At 45.6% G+C, this 18945-nt stretch carries 15 protein-coding genes and 1 pseudogene; 14 read left to right on the top strand and 2 right to left on the bottom strand.

Annotated features, from left to right (window positions below):
- Positions 1 to 29 precede the first annotated feature (29 nt).
- Together BN161_RS30870 and BN161_RS30865 are read right to left on the bottom strand one after the other, a co-directional pair.
- Positions 30 to 488 (bottom strand): beta-ketoacyl synthase N-terminal-like domain-containing protein, encoded by a 459-nt coding sequence (locus BN161_RS30870; RefSeq protein ID WP_262483933.1) that lies wholly within the window; start codon positions 486 to 488, stop codon positions 30 to 32.
- Entirely contained in the window at positions 421 to 1326 is a 906-nt protein-coding gene (locus tag BN161_RS30865; protein WP_262483932.1) for a hypothetical protein, read from the bottom strand. Before BN161_RS30865 ends, BN161_RS30870 begins: the two co-directional genes overlap by 68 nt.
- A 655-nt stretch (positions 1327 to 1981) precedes the next feature.
- On the opposite strand from BN161_RS30865, the gene BN161_RS21515 reads away from it, so the two are divergent.
- The 14 genes and pseudogenes from BN161_RS21515 (at position 1982) to BN161_RS21450 (ending at position 18919) form a co-directional block, all read left to right on the top strand.
- Positions 1982 to 3229, top strand: coding sequence for an efflux RND transporter periplasmic adaptor subunit (locus tag BN161_RS21515; RefSeq protein WP_044270151.1), 1248 nt, complete (start codon positions 1982 to 1984; stop codon positions 3227 to 3229).
- 21 nt (positions 3230 to 3250) lie between these two features.
- A complete protein-coding gene (locus tag BN161_RS21510) occupies positions 3251 to 4522 on the top strand; it encodes an ABC transporter permease (protein ID WP_044270150.1) in 1272 nt (423 codons plus the stop codon).
- Positions 4523 to 4525: 3 nt separating this feature from the next.
- Positions 4526 to 5785 carry an FtsX-like permease family protein gene (locus BN161_RS21505; RefSeq protein ID WP_044270149.1) on the top strand — a complete coding sequence of 420 codons (1260 nt, stop codon included), beginning with the start codon at positions 4526 to 4528 and terminating at the stop codon, positions 5783 to 5785.
- Positions 5786 to 5808: 23 nt separating this feature from the next.
- Positions 5809 to 7128: an ABC transporter permease gene (locus BN161_RS21500; RefSeq protein WP_044270147.1), complete on the top strand. Its 1320-nt coding sequence runs from the start codon at positions 5809 to 5811 to the stop codon at positions 7126 to 7128.
- 5 nt (positions 7129 to 7133) lie between these two features.
- Positions 7134 to 8429 (top strand): ABC transporter permease, encoded by a 1296-nt coding sequence (locus BN161_RS21495; RefSeq protein ID WP_044270146.1) that lies wholly within the window; start codon positions 7134 to 7136, stop codon positions 8427 to 8429.
- A gap of 180 nt (positions 8430 to 8609) precedes the next feature.
- Positions 8610 to 9275 carry an ABC transporter ATP-binding protein gene (locus BN161_RS21490; RefSeq protein WP_009132126.1) on the top strand — a complete coding sequence of 222 codons (666 nt, stop codon included), beginning with the start codon at positions 8610 to 8612 and terminating at the stop codon, positions 9273 to 9275.
- Positions 9276 to 9306: 31 nt separating this feature from the next.
- Positions 9307 to 10586, top strand: a pseudogene (locus BN161_RS21485) (ABC transporter permease).
- A 15-nt stretch (positions 10587 to 10601) separates the two neighbouring features.
- Positions 10602 to 11864, top strand: coding sequence for an FtsX-like permease family protein (locus BN161_RS21480; protein ID WP_044270144.1), 1263 nt, complete (start codon positions 10602 to 10604; stop codon positions 11862 to 11864).
- Between the two features lie 40 nt (positions 11865 to 11904).
- Positions 11905 to 12525, top strand: a complete 621-nt coding sequence (locus BN161_RS21475; protein ID WP_044270141.1) for a GIN domain-containing protein — start codon at positions 11905 to 11907, stop codon at positions 12523 to 12525.
- Positions 12525 to 13817, top strand: coding sequence for an ABC transporter permease (locus BN161_RS21470; protein WP_044270140.1), 1293 nt, complete (start codon positions 12525 to 12527; stop codon positions 13815 to 13817). Before BN161_RS21475 ends, BN161_RS21470 begins: the two co-directional genes overlap by 1 nt.
- 26 nt (positions 13818 to 13843) lie before the next feature.
- Positions 13844 to 15082, top strand: a complete 1239-nt coding sequence (locus BN161_RS21465) for an ABC transporter permease (RefSeq protein WP_044270138.1) — start codon at positions 13844 to 13846, stop codon at positions 15080 to 15082.
- A gap of 13 nt (positions 15083 to 15095) precedes the next feature.
- Positions 15096 to 16376, top strand: a complete 1281-nt coding sequence (locus BN161_RS21460) for an ABC transporter permease (RefSeq protein ID WP_044270136.1) — start codon at positions 15096 to 15098, stop codon at positions 16374 to 16376.
- A gap of 2 nt (positions 16377 to 16378) precedes the next feature.
- Positions 16379 to 17653: an ABC transporter permease gene (locus tag BN161_RS21455; protein ID WP_044270134.1), complete on the top strand. Its 1275-nt coding sequence runs from the start codon at positions 16379 to 16381 to the stop codon at positions 17651 to 17653.
- Between the two features lie 27 nt (positions 17654 to 17680).
- The gene (locus BN161_RS21450; protein ID WP_044270132.1) at positions 17681 to 18919 is read left to right on the top strand and encodes an ABC transporter permease; all 1239 of its coding nucleotides are present in this window, start codon (positions 17681 to 17683) and stop codon (positions 18917 to 18919) included.
- The last annotated feature ends 26 nt before the right edge of the window (positions 18920 to 18945 follow it).

Genomic DNA, 18945 nt, shown 5'->3' with positions numbered 1-18945 from the left:
CTGTATAAGTTGGTTTCCTGAGCACCGCCTCATATAATGCAATCCTGCATTCCGCTACGTATAAGTGTGTATGCTAATCCTATAGCCTGGGAACCGGATGCACATGCGACTGAGGCCGTCAGGTTAATACCGCGCAGTTTGAACAGGCAGGCAAGATTCATCGTCACGGTAGAGTTCATCGACTGAAAAATGGCACCGCTGCCGCAAGCTGATGTATCCTTGAACTCACGAAACTTATCGAGCGCCTGCATGGTAGCTTCAGCTACGGAGTCGTTTCCATAGATAATGCCAATCTCATTTCTGTCCATATAATCTTGATCCAGCTTTGCATTTTCGAGGGCCGACCGTGTGGCCATATAAGCATATTGAGCTTCCTCGGGCATGAAATGCCGTAAATTGCGTGGGATGAACGGTTTAAGGTCAGGACGCTCTACCTCTGCACATAATGCGGAACGGAATCCGGCATCTTTGCGTTCCTGGCGGAAGATAATGCCGCTTTTTCCGGTATATAGCGAATCGCGTACATCTTCGAGTGTTTTTCCGAGGTATGACGGGCAGCATTTGCTTGTCTATCAGCAGGAAGTATCGTTTGACATACATATCCACTTGTTTGTCTGATAATTCTGTATAGCCGAAGAGGGGAGCATAGGCAGTGTTTAAGAGTTTGAATACTTTCCTTCCATAACCGTGCTTTACAACATCAGCGTTGGTTAATTTTTTCACGTGTAGTCTGAACATCTCTTTCGAAAGTTTGGTCACACGGGCATATTTAGACGATATTTCTTTGGGTACTTCAATGCAAACCTGCCCCCAATCCACTTCCTTTTCATATCCTAACATGGCCATGTGTTTGGGATAGTAGGGGTAGTTATATATTGTAATCATTGATCCCAGCTTATCGAAATCTTCAATAAGCATCCCTTCCTTGTCGAAATCGAAAATGCCCATCGGATCTTGTATATAATCCATACCATGTTCCTTGCCCCATTGCTCCACGGCTTTCAGCAGTGCGGCTGATACTTCCAGATCATCAATAAAGTCTATGAATCCGAATCGGACGTTCTTCGTTTGCCATTTTTGGTTGGCTCGATAGTTGATGATACCCGCTATGCGGCCAACCGGTTTTCCAGCTTCGTTATATGCAATAAAAGGTTGTAGGACGGAGTATTCCAGTCCTGCATTCTTACGCGGGTTAAATGTATTACGAATATCCATTTCCAAGTCAGGAACGTAGTATGGACAGTCTGCATACAACCAGTTTGTGAACTTCACAAAATCGTCCATTTCACGCTTCGTTTCTACTTTTTTTATACTGATATTTTCCATAATGAGGGTAAAAATATAAAAGGATTTTCTTATCACAAGGAGGATGAAATAAGTTGCGCCTTATTAACCAATGTTTGAGGGTTTCAGAATATCGTTGACCGCTATGATGTGTTTATATGGGAAACTATGACAATATTATTGATACACATATTGTCCTCTTTTTAGTTTGATTCTAAGCCATTCATTTGTTTTACATGAGGGATCATTTCGTGCAGGACTAATGAATAGTATGTTTATCCTTAGGAACAATTGGGTACCAACCTTGGTCAACAGGCTTGTTAACCAAGGTTGACGGATTCGTTAGCCAAGGTTGATAGGCCTGTTAACCAAGGTCAACACCCAATAAGACTTACTGTGGAGATGAAAAACAAGCAGGGCAAAAGTAAACGACTGCCTGTCTGTTGCTAAATAACTGCTGATGCTTTTATTGCGAATGGCATGGGATGAACTTCCTGAAGTATGATATACTTATCCGAAAATGTACAGAGTGTTCGATATCGGACACTCTGCTTTTTTCTCTATCGTCTTGTTTTCAGTTACTTACATTTTTGGCACGCATTTAGTATATATAAATAATGTGAATAATATGCCTGTTCGTTTTTAAAAGCGGAACAGGTTGAAAACTAATAAAATAATAAATAACTCAATATTCAACATGGACAGAGAAATTCCGAAAGAAGTGCGTAACAAAGAGCGCAACAAGAAATTTATTCGCTACGGTGGCATCGGCGTGGCAAGTGTAATCGTTATCAGCGTACTCATCTCATTTATGCGTACGGGAGTGAAAACAAAAGATCTGGTGTTTTCTACGGTTGATAAGGGTACGATTGAAGTCAGTGTTAGTGCATCAGGAAAAGTGGTGCCCGCTTTTGAGGAAATCATCAATTCACCTATCAATACCCGAATTGTCGAGATATATAAGAAAGGTGGAGACAGTGTGGATATAGGTACACCGATCTTGAAACTTGACTTGCAGAGCGTGGAGACGGACTACAAGAAATTGCTGGACGAAGAGCAGATGCGCAGCTATAAGTTGAATCAGCTTCGGGTGAATAATCAGACCAAACTGAATGATCTGGCTATGAAAATTAAAGTATCGGCCATGCAGCTGAACCGTAAAAAAGTGGAATTGCGTAATGAGCAGTATCTCGACAGCTTGGGTTCGGGAACTACGGATAAAGTACGTCAGGCGGAACTCAGTTATAATGTGGCCCAGTTGGAATATGAGCAGCTGAAGCAGCAGTATGATAATGAAAAGGAAGTGCTTGCTGCCGAATATAAAGTTCAGGAATTGGATTTCAGCATATTCCGCAAGGGACTTGCCGAGATGAAACGTACGCTGGATGATGCACAGATTCGCTCACCGCGTAAAGCTATTCTTACCTATATAAATAATCAGATTGGTGCGCAGGTTTCACAGGGTAGCCAGCTTGCAGTGATTTCCGACCTCAGCCACTTTAAAGTAGAAGGTGAAATAGCTGATACATACGGTGACCGTGTGGCAGCGGGAGGTAAAGCGATTGTAAAAATAGGCAGTGAGAAATTGGAAGGTACGGTGAGCAGTGTGACGCCGTTGTCGAAGAACGGAGTAATCTCTTTCACTGTACAGTTGAATGAAGATAATAACCGCCGCTTGCGTTCGGGATTAAAGACGGATGTTTATGTAATGAATGCTGTGAAAGAAGACGTGATGCGTATAGCAAATGCTTCTTATTATGTAGGCCGTGGTGAGTATGAGCTTTTTGTACGCGACTCTGATAAGGAAATCGTAAAACGCAAGGTACAACTGGGAGACAGTAACTTTGAATTTGTAGAAGTTGTCAGTGGCTTGCAGCCGGGTGACCAGGTGGTAGTGAGCGATATGAGTCAGTATAAGAATAAGAATAAGCTGAAATTGAATTAGTTCGTAACTAAAAATAAGGGTATGCTGAGGATATATTTAAAACAGGCCTGGAGTCTGTTGAAAGAGAACCCGCTAATCAGTGGACTCTCTATTGCAGGTACGGCACTGGCAATAACAGCTGTAATGATGATTATTCTCGTGGTGCAGGTACGTTTGGCTGAGTATGCACCGGAGTCCGGGCGTGGGCGTATGTTACACATCACTGCAACCCGCGCTTTTATGAAGAGTAATGAAGGAAACTGGAACAACGGAGGAATGGGAAAACGTGTGGTACGCGAGCTTTTCTATAATCTGAAAACTCCGAAGGAGGTGAGTGGCTATGCCCGCAAAACGGTCTCCGTCAGTTCGGTTGCCAAACGCACCTTTACTAAATACCGGGCTACTTATACTGACGACCGCTTCTGGAATATATTTAATTTCACGTTTCTCGATGGCACTCCTTTTACCTACGAAGACAATGAAAGTGGCATCCGCAAGGCGGTTATCAGTGAGAAACTGGCACGCCGCCTTTTCGGTAAAACGGAGGCAAGAGGGCAACAACTGCTCATCAACCGGACAGAATATACCATATGCGGTGTGGTGAAAAATGTGCCCCGAACAGCCCGTTATGCTTATTCGGATGTATGGTTGCCTTATAATTCGAGTGCCGGTATGGAAACGCCTGCCAATGTGTATGAGGGAATGGTAGGGCCTTTCAGTGTGGTGATGCTTGCACATAGTACGGACGATTTTACTGCTATCCGTGCAGAAGTGGAAAAAGTTACTAAACAGCTGAATGCAAATACATCAGAGTATGGCGTCAGCTTCTTTAATGGACCGATGAGTAATCTGGATATGGTGGTCACCAGCAACAATGGTTTTATTGATGAAATTCCCTATGGAAATTGGTTCTTGCGTCAGGGCAGCTTTATCTTTTTCCTGCTATTGCTGCCGGCACTCAATATGGTTAGCATTACGCTGACTAACTTCCGTAAGCGCCGTGGAGAGATAGGAGTGCGTAAGGCTTTTGGAGCGACAACGGGGAATATCTTCCGGCAGGTTGTCGATGAAAATCTGATTATTACCTTTATCGGTGGTGTATTCGGTTTGCTGCTTTCTATAGGCGTGTTGTTGCTGACACGCGATATCTTCTTTCCATCGGGCACACAGTTTAATTCGGATATGCTGATACGTCCGGAGACATTCCTGATAACTCTGGTCTTCATCTTCCTGCTGAACCTGTTGTGTGCAGGCATTCCTGCCTGGCGTGCCGGAAAGTATAACATTGTCAAATCGCTGAATAATCAAGAATAAACTATGATACGTCATCTCATCACTCTGATATGGAACCAGCGCAAACAGAATGGCTGGATATTTGCCGAATTAGCTTTGGTTCTGCTGGCTGTCTTTATGATTACGGATGCCGGTTACAGTAAATATACACTCTATCACGAGCCTTTGGGTTATGATATCAGTCGTTGCTGGAGTCTTCATCTGGAAGAAAAAGAATCCGGCAACGAAGGCTATACCGGTGAAGACGAACGTGGAGCCAAATGCTGGGAACGCATCACGGAATTATCTCAACGCCTGATGAATACCGGTGAGGTAGAGGCCGTGGGATGTAGTTTCTATAGTTGCCCTTACAGTCAGGGAAATTCCTGGACGAATATTGAGCCTGCCGGTGCGGACAGTGTCAATGCCTATTCCGAATCCATACATCGCCACTTGGGAGATGCAGGCTTCTTTGAAGTTTTTGGAATCCGCGACGTAAATGGTACGCGTATTCGTGACTTGGAGAACCCCGCTAAAGATGAAGTGATTATCACGGAAAAAGTGGCGCGGAAGTTCTTTGGAGATAAAGAAGCTCGTAATTGTCTGGTAAGTACCGGTGAATTGGATGAAGCTCCCGTGCTGGCCGTTGCACCCACGATTCGTGAAAATGATTTTGAACCGGCTACACCTACTTTCTATATCAAGGCTTCAGCTTCTACAATGGAAGACCTTTTTAAGTGGTATCGCCCTTCTTCACTGGAATATTCACTCCGCATGAAACGCGATATGACACAGGCTGAGATGGAAGAATGGCTTGCCTCGCTGGGTGACCGTCTGACATCGGGCAATATCTATGTAAATGCCGTAACAAGTTTCGAAGAAATGCGTGCCGACCGGATAGATTATGTTGTAACTGACTGGCAGATGGTGCAACTTATCATTGCATTCCTGCTATTGAATGTATTTTTCGGAGTTACTGGAACATTCTGGATGCGCACACAGGCACGCCGTTCCGAAACAGGATTGCGTATGGCTGTCGGTGCATCGAAAGGGCGGGTTGTATCTTGGCTGAATATGGAAGGTTTGTTGATTCTATTGTTGGCATTGGTTCCTATTGCTATCATTGTATTCAACTTCTACCACATGGATCTATTGAGTACGAAAGTACCTCATACGGCAGAACGCTGGATCATCGTATTTGCTATTTCATTGGGAACTCTCGCAGTGATGATTCTATTGGGCATTGCAGTACCTGCTCGCTGGATCATGAAGGAGCAACCGGCCGAGGCGCTGCATCACGAATAAATTAGAAATCTAATACACACAAGATGATAAGAATCTATTTGAAGCAAGCTTGGGAACTGATGAGGCAGAATCCGCTCTTTAGTACCCTTTACGTAGTCGGTACAGGCCTGGCTATTGCTATGACTATGGTTATGGCTGTGGTCTATTATGTAAAGATAGCTCCGGTATATCCGGAGGTGAATCGTATGAATACGTTATATCTTTCTAATTCACGCTTTCAAAAAGGGACGGAAGAGAATAAACATACCTATCAGTGGGCTGTATCATACAAAGCACTGCAAGATTGGTTTTATCCATTGGAAAATGCTGCCGTAGTGTCCGGAACGTTAGAGAATGACATGTCGGAAAACAGCTATATCCAGCCTGCTGACCGTAGTGGAGATTTTCAGGCAGATATAAAACTGACTGACCCTAATTTCTTCCGCATCTACTCTTTCCAATTTCTGGAAGGAAAAGCCTTTATGCCCTCTGACCTTGAAAGTGGCATTCATACGGCAGTCATTACCGAAGATTTAGCCCGCCGTTTATTTGGTACTTCCGAAGGAGTGGTGGGGCAGTCGTTTAGCCTGAATTATATCAATTATCGTGTCTGTGGCGTGGTGCGTAGTGCCAGTTATCTGACGCCCAAATCATACGCTCAGGTCTATGTGCCTTATAGTGTTTCACCGGGATATCGCGATCCTAAATATGGCATTCCTTATCTGGGTGCTTTTTATATTACTTTTCTTGTAAAGGATGATGCGCAGGCAGATGCATTGCGTGCCGAGATTCAAGAGATTATCCGCAAAGAAAACCAGATGCATCCTGATGACTGGGTAGTGGACTTCTGGGAACAACCAACTTCGCATTTGGTTAAGGTCTTCCAGTCCTATGCCAGTGAAAAGCTTGATATATGGGCTACGGTGCGCTATTTCTTGTTGATACTTCTGGTGTTGCTGCTGGTGCCTGCCCTCAACTTGAGTGGTATGATAGCAAGCCGCATGGAGAATCGTTTGCCGGAAATGGGAGTACGTAAATCGTTTGGTGCCGGGCGTAACAGTTTGCTTTCGCAAGTGATGTGGGAGAATCTACTGTTGACATTACTGGGAGGGCTGCTCGGATTATTGTTGGCCTGGCTGGCACTTTACGCTTTTCGCGAATGGGTATTTACAGTGTTCGACCGCTGGCCCGATACCGTCCCCGAAGGAATAAATGTCCGTGTTTCCGGAGAGATGTTGTTTGCTCCGGCAGTGTTTGCGTCGGCTCTGGTATTATGCATAATATTGAATTTACTGTCGGCATTGATACCAGCATGGTATTCATTGCGGAAACCGATTGTATGTTCATTGAATGAAAAAAGATAAAGGCTATGCTGAAACTTATATTGAAAAATCTTTGGGCGCGTCGCCGTCGCAATGGTTGGTTACTGGCGGAATTAATCTTGGTGAGTGTTGTTTCCTGGATCATCCTTGACCCGGTTGTGGTAGTTACTCACGATCGTAACATCCCTTTGGGATATGATGCGGATCGTCTTTGTCTTATTTCGCTTAGCACCTTGCAGCCGCAGGCACCTGGTTATGATGAACAGGCGGAAGACTCTACTGTGATTATAAATTCTTATCTGAACCTTGTACGTCTTGTTGAAAATTATACCGGAGTAGAGTCGGCTACACCTATATTAGGCTTTTGCTATCCTAATTCGCAGGGTAATAGCAATAGTCAGCTCCGCGCTGAGGGAGACACACTTGATTTGTCTATAATGTCTATCTATTTTTTGCCTCATACCCGATTCTTTGAAACCTATGGTTTCCGTCCCGTACAAGGTATGATACCGCAACAGTTGTCGGACTATAACTATACGCAGAATGATATTGTGCTGACGGAGAATGCGCTTGAACAGTTATTCCACACAAAAGATGTGCGTGGCAAGCGTTGCTGGCATCGGCAGGGAGCTGACACGGTTTATGTAGCCGTTACTGGAGCAGTGGGTACTTTTAAAACTTACAGTGAGTGGCGGCCAGTGGCAGTGAAATTCATTCCTTTGCTCTCTATTGATATGGAAGATATTGGTGAAGATGCTCAAATACTTCTGCGGTTGAAAGAAGAAGTCAGCATGCAGCGATTCTTGCACGAGTTCCAACCATGGATGGTTAAGGAGTTACGGGCCGGTAATCTTTTTGCCCGTAGTGTGAGGTCGTATGATAAACTGATAGAAGATAGTGAGGCCAGTGGTGCTACGGCTATATATCGTCGTAACCTGGCAATGGCAGCTTTCTTTTTAATCAATCTTTGTTTGGGCGTCATCGGTACTTTCTGGCTACAGACACGTACGCGCCGCGAAGAAGTAGGGGTGATACTTTCCTTTGGTGGTACACCAGGACATATCATGCGTCTGCTGATGGGAGAAGGACTGGTACTGACTTTCATTGCTACACTTATCGGGTGCTTGCTTTATTTGCAATATGCCCTCAAGGAAGGACTGGAGAAAGGCAGTAACTGGATAGATAGTACGGAGACATATTGGGTGACGGACTTCACACAGCATTTTCTTATCGTATCATTCATTGTTCTCTTTATCATGCTGGCGGTGGTATTGATTGGCATCTATATTCCTGCCCGTAAGATTAGCCGTATTCCGCCGACGGAAGCGTTGCGCGACGAATAATATCGTGGTTGTTACTACCAATTAAAAACGGACAGAGTGTTCATTATCGGACACTTGCCTGCAAACTTAAATAGTTGATAATGAATGGATGTTCCTTTTGGCATACCATTTGATTAATAAATGTGAAGAACGAATAAACAACGAATAGAATCAATTAATAACAATTAAATACTTACCATTATGATTAAATTGACTGAGATAAACAAGATTTATCGTACGAATGAGATTGAAACCGTAGCATTGGAAAATGTAAACCTCGAAGTAGAGAAAGGTGAGTTCCTCAGTATTATGGGCCCTTCCGGTTGTGGAAAATCTACGTTGCTGAACATTGTAGGCTTGCTGGATGCTCCTACAAGTGGCATCATTGAGATTGACGGTACTCGTACGGATGGTATGAAAGATAAGGAATTGGCTGCGTTCCGTAACAAGAAGTTAGGGTTCGTGTTCCAGTCTTTCCACTTGATTAACTCACTGAATGTGCTCGATAATGTAGAACTTCCTTTATTATATAGAAAGGTGTCCGCTAAGGAACGTCGTCGTCTGGCCGAAGAAGTGTTAGCAAAGGTTGGATTAAGCCACCGTATGCGCCACATGCCTACGCAGCTCTCCGGTGGTCAGTGCCAGCGTGTAGCCGTTGCCCGTGCCATTATCGGTAATCCGGAGATAATCCTTGCTGATGAGCCGACCGGTAACCTGGACTCTAAGATGGGTGCTGAGGTAATGGAACTGTTGCATCAGTTGAATAAGGAAGACGGGCGTACTATCGTGATGGTAACCCATAATGAAGAACAAGCTAAACAAACAAGCCGCACGGTACGCTTCTTTGATGGTCGCCAAGTGGAATAATCTATACGGTAATTTGTAACTTGTAATTAATATGAAGTCAACTATTCGTCAGGCCTTTACGATTCTGAAGCAGAATCCGTTGCTGAGTACCATATCCATACTGGGTACGGCTTTTGCCATCACCATGATTATGGCTATCGTGATTACTTGGCAGACGAAGTATGCAGATTTGGAACCGGAAGTAAATCGGAGCTGTTGCCTGTATTTCTCTGCTATACACATACAGGGAAAGGAGAATAAGAATTGGAACAACTTTGGCAAGCCTTCGGCTGCATTTATGAAAGAGTGCATACAACCGCTTCCGGAAGTAGAGGCTTGCACGGCTTTCGGTACGCCAAATGTGGCTCTGGTTTCTCTGACTGATGGGAACAACCGGTTGAAAGTGGATGCCATGAGTACTGATTCCGATTTCTGGAAAATCTTCAAACTACAGTTTCTCGATGGAAGAAGTTTCACAGAGGCGGAGCGGGGAGGAGACATGCAGTCGGTGGTTATTTCCGCTTCCGTAGCCCGTAAATTGTTTGGAACGGTGGAGGCTGCGGGACGGCAGATGTTGCTGAACAGGGAGGTAGTACGGATCATCGGAGTCGTGAAAGATGTTTCGGTTACAGCCAAAGATACTTATGCACAGGTGTGGAGTATGTACCATCCGGGTGAACTGGACGTAACAGGTTGGTGGAGCTATAACGGAAATAGGACTATTGCCGTATTGGCGCGTACTCCTGATGATTTCCCTGCCATCAAACAAGGAGTCGAGAAACGGGTGAAGGACATCACAATGCAGGTATGGAAGAGATGCAGATAGATATTATGGAACAACCCGATAACATTGTAGCACACGTAAACCATGTATGGTCCAATATAGGACCGGATTTGCCGATGCTGTATCTGCAATACGGAATCGCCTTGTTTATTATCTTGCTGGTGCCCTCGCTCAATCTGTGCGGACTGAGTAATAGCCGCATGCAGCAACGTGTCGGCGAGTTAGGCGTGCGCAAAGCTTTTGGGGCTACGGATGGCACGCTTATCCGTCAGATCTTGAATGAGAATCTGGTGCTGACGTTGATAGGAGGCGTGGTGGGATTGATATTCAGCTATCTTGCAGTCTATGCCATGCGCACGTGGTTGTTCACCAATAGCGATAATGTTGGTACGGCGGGCGATTTCAGTCTGAGCATGGACGCATTGTTCAGCCCGATGGTGTTTGCCTTGGCTTTTGTATTCTGCCTGGTGATTAATCTGCTGAGTGCGGGATTGCCTGCTTGGATTGCTACTCGCCGCACGATTGTGGACTCATTGAACGATAAATAGAAGGAGGAAAGCTTTATGAAATTCATATTACATAATTTGCGCATGATCGGGTCGCGCCTGCATAGCAACGGATGGGCGCTGGCCGAACTATTCCTGGTATTCATCGTGATGTGGTTCCTTTGCGACTCGCTGGGGTGCCTTAAATATACCTTTTACCGCCCCCTGGGCTACAACATCGACCACGTTTACCGGCTTAACACGATTATAAGCGGTCCCACCAGTGACACTACCCTGACGAATGCCGACAGATATTTACGCGCCTTGCAGAAACTGGAGCAGGAACCCAGCGTTGAAGCGGCCGCCCTGTGTTACTGGAGTCTGCCGATGAGTGGAAACAATAGCAATAACTCACTGGCTGCTCAGGACACTATCTGGGTGAATGGGCGTATTATCAATACAACTGGTGGATACATTGACGTCTTCCGCATGAGCGATGACCCGAAACGCCCCTTTGCCAAGATGCCTGCGGGGTGGAATAACGTAATGCTGAGCCAAGCTACTGTTGATCGTTTCAAGAAGAGAATGCCGGCATTTTCGCTGGATACTCCGTTGAGTAAGCCTGGTGATACAACTTCAGTTGTTGTACAAGCCGGAATGGTAGGTGCTTTCCGGACCTACCGCTATGGAAGCGATGCCGGTTGGTATTTTTACCGTCTGGACGAGAACTTACTAAAAACGCAGTTTGCCGATGAATGGGCGGAAATAGTCTTCCGTGTGAAGCCTGCCGCCGATGGTCCGGACTACCGGGCGAAGTTCGTCCGTGAGATTGCACCGCGACTGGATGTAGATGATTTGTTTGTGGCGGATGCCGTGCCCTATACTGAGCAGCAGTTGGAGTTTGAAGTCATGAACGGTGATACGGATAAAGTGAATAGCCAGGCTATTGTTGTGCTTTTCTTGCTTGTGAATGTATTTTTGGGACTGATAGGCACTTTCTGGTTCCGCACTCGTCGTCGTCGCAGTGAGATTGCCTTACGACTGGCAATGGGGAGTACAAAGAATCAGGTGTTCAGGTTACTGGCGGGCGAAGGATTATTGTTGCTGGCATTAGTAACAATACCTGCCATGATTATCTGTTATAATATAGGAATCGCAGAATTCACCATAGGACGAACGGAACTTATTTCTACCTGGCCGGTAGAGTGGAGTTTTGTACGCTTCCTGCTTGGTTCCTTAGGGGCTTGGTTCTTGATAGCACTTATGGTGATGGTGGGTATTTGGTTTCCGGCGCGGCAGGCGATGAAAATACAGCCGGCTGAAGCTTTACATGAAGAATAGAAAAGAGAAATAGTAAAAACAATTTTAAATAGCAAAACTTATGAAGACTTTATTTATAACTTTGAGTTTATTATTTGCCGCAGTAGCCGGCACAGTATATGCAGCTAACGAAAAGGACCCGCAGGTAAGCGAAGTTCGTAAGGTGGAAGCTTTCTCTTCTGTAAAGGTAACATCTGTAGCGACGGTGTATTTCACGCAGAGTAATTCGTATTCTCTGAAAATAGAAGGTAGGGAAGAGTATGTAACCACTACTACTACAGAAGTGAAAGGAGATTGCCTGATTATCGGTTTCAAGAATAAGAAAGATGGTGATAATAATCGCAACAAAGGTGTGACCATCTATCTGAGTGCACCCGATCTGAAAGATGTAGAGTTTACTGGTGTAGGCTCTTTCAATTGCGAAGGTGTGCTGAAACTGAATGATGTCAAGTTCGAGATAGAAGGCGTGGGTAAAGTGAATGTGAAAGACCTGACCTGTAAATCTTTAGTTGTAAAGATGGAAGGTGTAGGTAAAGCTGATATTCATGTGGATTGTGACCGTTTGCGTGCCAGTATGGAAGGCGTAGGCAGCGTTACCCTGAGCGGACAGGCACGTCAGGCAGACATCTCTAAGGGTGGCATTGGTGGAGTGAATACACGTAACTTGAAGATTGGAGAATAATGATAAAGCAATATTTTACTCAGGCCTGGGCACAGCTTCGGCAACAGCCGCTGATAAGTGCTGTCAGCATAGCCGGTACGGCACTTGCCATCTTCCTCATTATGTTGGTGGTGATGATGCAGCAGGTGAAGGTGGCGCCTTTTGCTCCGGAGAGCAACCGTGATCGTTTTCTGCATGTCCACTACATGAGTATTACGAATAAGAATTGGGGTGGTGGTAGCAGTAACGGTCCGATGGGACTCAAGACGGCACGCGAGTGTTTCCAATCCCTGAAAACACCCGAAGCTGTGACTATCTACACCTGCATGGTAGTTTCTACGCCTGTAAACTTGCCGGGACAACCCGGCACAGGAATCGACCTGCTGCAAACGGATGATGCTTTTTGGCATGTGTTCGATTTCTCTTTCATTGCCGGAAAACCCTATGATCGGGCTACATTCGATGCCGGACAGCCTGTAGCAGTGATTACCGAAAGCGTGGCACGCCGATTGTTTCAGACGTCGGATGCTATCGGTCGTGAGTTCCTCCTGAACCATGCGCCATACAAAGTGGCGGGTGTGGTAAAGGATGTTTCTACACTGGCTACCGTTGCTTACGGGCAGGTATGGGTACCTTATACTTCAACGGAAATAACCAAGGATACTTGGAGTGATGAGCACATGGGTATGATGAGTTGTACCATCCTGGCACGGAGCCGCGATGACTTCGAAACTATCCGTGAAGAAGCGGAACGACGCAGGCAAGAGTACAATGTCATTCTCGGCGAGGATGGCTATGAACTGATTTATCGTAATCGTCCTTATGATCAGGAGAAGAGTTCGATTGCGTTCAGTGCCAATCAGGAGCCCGACGTGGAGCAGCATCGCCGTCAGCGTATGATTATTTTTATAATCCTGTTGATAGTACCTGCCATCAATTTGAGTTCGATGACTCAAAGCCGCTTACGCCAACGTGTGGCAGAGATAGGCGTACGCCGTGCATTCGGATCTATGAAGATGGAACTGATGGGGCAGATTATTTCAGAGAACTTGGTCGTGACGTTGCTGGCTGGTGCTTTGGGGTTGTTGTTGAGCGTGGCGTTTGCTTATCTGGGTAACTCGTTGCTGTTTGCACAGGAATTCAGCCAGACGCTGAGTCCTCCGGCAGTGGATGCTGGTATATTGCTGCATGCGTCTACTTTCGGTTGGGCATTGCTGTTTTGCTTTGTGCTGAATTTGTTGAGCAGTGGGTTCCCGGCATGGCGTGCTTCGAGAGTGGGAATTGTAAACGCATTGGGCGGTCGCCTACATTAATCACTAAACATTAATCATTAAAGAAAATGACCAAGAAACTTCTTGTACAAATAAAGAATGAATGGCGCAATAATCTCTGGCTGGCGCTGGAGCTACTTGTGGTGAGCGTAGTGATGTGGTATGTGGTAGACTACTTGTACACCCGTGCTGCCACTTATCTGGAACCACGCGGATTTAATATAGAAAATTGTTACCTGATAGAGCTGGGTGAACTGACGCCAAAGAGTCCGGATTACATTGCCGATCGGAAATCCGAAGATACTCACAATGATATTGCCGAACTGGTAGAAAGGTTGCGTCGCCGCCCAGAAGTGGAAGCTGTCAGCCTTTCACAGAACTCCTATCCCTATAATGGAAGTAACAGTAGTGGAGAGGTGAAAATCGACACGTTGAACTCTCCCGGTTGGACTATCCGTCGCATGGTGACCCCCGACTTTGTCCGTGTCTTCCGTTATCAGGGTGCACAAGGTGAGACGCCCGAACAAATGGCTGAAATGCTGGAACGTGGTGAGATTCTTACTTCTAACAACCTTTATAGTAAATATAATCGTAAAATGACTGAATTCCTAGGTCAACGCTTTCAGCTTTTTGGTGATACAACGAGGACCTATCGTCTGGGAGCTGCATTACAAAACGTGCGTTATCATGACTATGATCAGGCCCGCAATTCGTACTGTTTCTTATGTAAGCAGTCATTCTACTATGTAGGTATGGAACTTTGTGTTCGTGTTCGTGAGGGACAGGACCATGATTTCATTCAACGGCTGAAAGCAGACAGTGAAGCTCAGTTTCGCGTAGGTAACCTCTTTATTTCAGAAATTCGTTCTTTCCATGATATACGTCGTAACTTCCAGCAGGCATGGACCAATGATATCCGTAACTATGTAATGGGTATGGGATTCCTGCTTTTGAATATCTTCCTCGGATTGCTTGGTACATTTTGGTTCCGTACCCAGCAACGTCGTTCAGAGATTGCATTGCACAAAGCCCATGGGGCGACGGACCGTGCTATCTTCAGCCGATTGCTGAGTGAGGGTTTGCTGTTGCTGGCAGTTGTTACGCCTATAGCATTGGTTATAGACTGGAATCTGGCACACATGGAACTGAATTCATGGAGAAATAACACCACGCTGGAGTGGGATCGATTATTACTTTGTGCAGCTATCAGCTTTGTATTGATTGCTCTGATGATTGCCATTGGCATTGGTATTCCGGCACGTAAGGCAATGAAGGTACAACCGGCTGAGGCTTTACATGACGATTAAATTACTTTAAAATATGATACGACTCTACTTCCTTCAAGCCCTCTATCACTTGCGTGAGAACCCTATTATTACCTGGGTGTCCGTGTTAGGTACGGCAATGGCCATCTGTATGATTATGGTGCTTGTCATCATTTTCCAGGTGCGTCTCGTAGATTGTGAGCCTGAAGTGAATCGCTCACGTACACTCTACGTACCTTATATGTCCGTCAAACTGAAAGGGAAATCGGACAATGAATCGGCTAATGCTTCTATGTCAGTGCGTACTGGACGTGAATGTTTCCGTGCGTTGACTACGCCCGAAGCCGTGACTTTAGTCAGTAGTGCTGGCAAAGTGCGTGCCTCTGTGCCTGCCGGATCGAAAGCTACTGCTGATATGGTACAGACTGATGAAGCTTTCTGGCGCGTTTTTAGTTTCCGTTTTCTCTGTGGTGCAGGATTTACCCGTGCTGATTGTGATGCCGGATTACCGCGTGCCGTGCTGAGTGCTACGATTGCCCGCCAACTCTTTGGTACTACCGATGTTGTCGGGCATACGGTGCAATTAAACTATGTAGATTACACAGTTGCAGGTGTTGTGGCAGACGTATCTATGCTTGCTACAGCCGCTTATGCACAGATATGGGTACCTTACACTGCAGCCGATGCGGAATCTCTCTCTTGGCGGGATGACACGATGGGGCCTATGCATGCGGTTATCCTTGCCCACTCATCGGCGGACTTTGATGAGATCCGAAAGGAAACAGAACTCTTACGCCAAAAGTATAATGACGGATTACGGGATGTGGAGATCTTTTATCGCGGGCAACCCGATACACAACTGGCTTATCTCTATCGCCGTTGGTACGCCGAACCTGATATTCCCGGAGTTATGTTACGTTATGGTATCGTTATCGCCATCTTATTATTGGTTCCGGCAGTGAACTTATCCGGTATGACTCTTTCACGTATGCGTCGCCGTATGGCGGAGATAGGTGTGCGTAAGGCTTTCGGTGCTACTGGCGGTGAACTGATGCGGCAAGTTTTCTTTGAGAATTTTGTACTGACGTTGCTGGCCGGTGTTGTCGGATTAGCATTGAGTTATGCAGCCACATTCCTACTGAATGATTTTCTTTTCAGTAATTCGACGAATGCTTACCTCAGTGGAGAGACAGCACTGACTCCCGGTATGTTATTATCACCGTGGGCTTTTGTAGCAGCTTTCGCATTCTGCCTCCTGATGAATGTACTTTCTGCAGGTATTCCTGCATGGCGTGCGTCGCGGATGAATATTACTGATGCAATTAACCAAAGATAGCTATGAAGAATCTACTTACACAAATTAAAAATGAATGGCGAAGTAATCTCTTTCTGCTCGTGGAGTTACTGCTGGTTTTTGCTGTACTTTGGTACATTGTAGACTGGGTTACTGTCACTGCGCGCGTTTATCGCGCTCCGATGGGCTTTGATACGGAACATTGCTATAATTTGTCTTTCAGTACCTTGACATCCAAGTCGGCGCTTTATAATCCGGAACTCACAGTTGAGGATAATATAGATGCTTTTCTTGAGATAACCGAACGTTTACGGCATCGTCCGGGTGTAGAGGCTGTCTCCATTTCACAGAACTGTTACCCTTATAATGAGGGAAGTAACAGCGCTCAGTTTTATTTGCAGGATAGTATTCATGTGGGTGCTTATCTGGTTTGGTCTGATCCAGATTTCTATCGTGTTTTCCGTTATCAGGCAGTTGATGGAGGCTCTTCCGAGCAACTGGCTGCTGCTATTTCCGACCAAACCATGATTATCACGTCCAATGTCACTGAGGATTATCCGGTACTTGATTTACCCGATGCACGTCCGCTATTGAATCGTGAAGTGGCTCTGACTTATCCCGATCGTGGGTATCATCGTCGTATTGCTGCCATTGCCGTTCCTGTGCGCCGTTCTCATTTTGAAACATCGCACGAATGGGGTGGGGCGTTTATCGGGCATAATCTGAATAGAGATGAGCTGATTAATGAGCTGGGTAACGTGCGCTATGTCCAGGTGAGTCTCCGTGTTTCTCCTGATGCAGACAATGACTTTGTAGATGCACTTATGGCAGATGCCGACCGCTTATATCGGGTAGGTAATATCTTTCTGTTGGAGGCATCTTCTTTCAGCGATATTCGTCACATCAGCGAACTTGAAGATGTGAACGAAGTGAAGACACAGCTTTGCATACTTTTCTTCCTGATGCTGAATATCTTCTTGGGAGTGATTGGTACGTTCTGGTTCCGTACGCAACATCGTCGCCGTGAAGTGGCATTGCGTATGGCAATGGGATCCAGTCGTCGCGGTATCTTTCTGCGTTTGATGGGAGAAGGCATATTACTCTTGACGGTAGCTGCCATTCCTGCTTTGATTATTGCTTTTAATGTGGGTATTGCCGAGTTGGTGGATATCAGTAAAATGCAATTTACGGTCGGCCGGTTCATGATTGCAGCTATACTTACGTGGTTGCTTATGGCGTTGATGATTGTTGTCGGTATCTGGTATCCTGCTTATAAAGCCATGCAGTTACAACCTGCTGAGGCACTTCATGACGAATAGTATTGTTTTCTTAGAAAAAATATACCTATGATAATCAGACAATCATTTACACTTTTGCGACAAAATCCGTTTTTCAGCGTCGTTTCCATCATCGGTACGGCGGTGAGTATTGCTTTTGCCATGGTAGTCTACATGGTTTATGACATTCAGACTGCCAATATTCGTCCCGAATCGCATCGTGATCGGATGGTTTATTCGTCTTATGGTTATAGCTATCGTAAGGCAGACCATAGTAATGCAAACACTGGCATGTCTTACCAGGCTGCTAGGCGTGTTTTCGGGGACCTACCCGGCGCGGAACTTGTTACTTATACCAGCTATGTCACCATGGAGTATTGCGGTGCTTCACCGGAGCAAGGCCGCCGTTGCGAGAAGCGTCGTGTCGATCTGAACTTCTGGCGTCTTTATGACATTCGTTTCGTAGCCGGTCGTCCTTTCGATCAACAAGAGTTTGATGCTTGTTCGGATGTTGTTGTCATTGCCGAGCGGTTGGCACGTGAAGCTTTCGGTTCTGCTGAAGAAGCTATTGGCAAGAGTTATTTTGTCGGTTTCCGTCCAAAACGTGTAGTAGGGGTTACGGAAGATGTAAGTTCCCTTTTCACCTTCGCTTATGGCGAGGTGTGGGTACCTTATTATACTAAAGACTCGGCTTGGGGGAGTGAAGGTTTACGTGGTGGCTTTGAAGCGATGGTATTGTGTAAACCTGATGTCAGTTTGGATGAAATGAAACAACAGATAGAAAGTTCACTGGATCGCTTGAATGCGTCACTTACTGAATATGAGTTGGCACTCCCCGACCTGAGCACTTACACTGAGCGCCAGTTCTTCCGTGATGATTTTCTTAACCCTATGGTTACTTGCATCTTTCTGGGACTTATTTTACTCATTGTGCCTGCAATCAATGTCAGTGGACTTATCTCTTCTCAGATGTCACGTCGCCTGTCGGAACTTGCGGTACGCAAAGCTTATGGTGCCAGTCGTCTTACCTTGATGTCACAGTTACTAATTGAGAACTTGCTGATGGCATTTATCGGTGCATTACTGGGCTTCCTGCTTTCATGCCTATTGTTATGGTTGGGTAAAGATTGGATGTTGGCAGGCGGATATACCAGTGGAAACTTTGAGGTTAGTATTTGGCTTTTCTTACGGCCTGCTGTATTCCTGATGGTATTGGGGGTATGTCTGCTTTTCAATTTGCTATCCGTATTTATTCCTGCATGGAATGCCACCCGCCGTCCGATAGCAGAAGTTATCAGTGGAGAATGATTGTTTAAAAACTAAAGATAAACTAT

This window comes from Bacteroides timonensis (assembly GCF_000513195.1).
Lineage (GTDB): Bacteria > Bacteroidota > Bacteroidia > Bacteroidales > Bacteroidaceae > Bacteroides > Bacteroides timonensis.
This window is presented reverse-complemented; position numbering and strand designations above follow the sequence as displayed.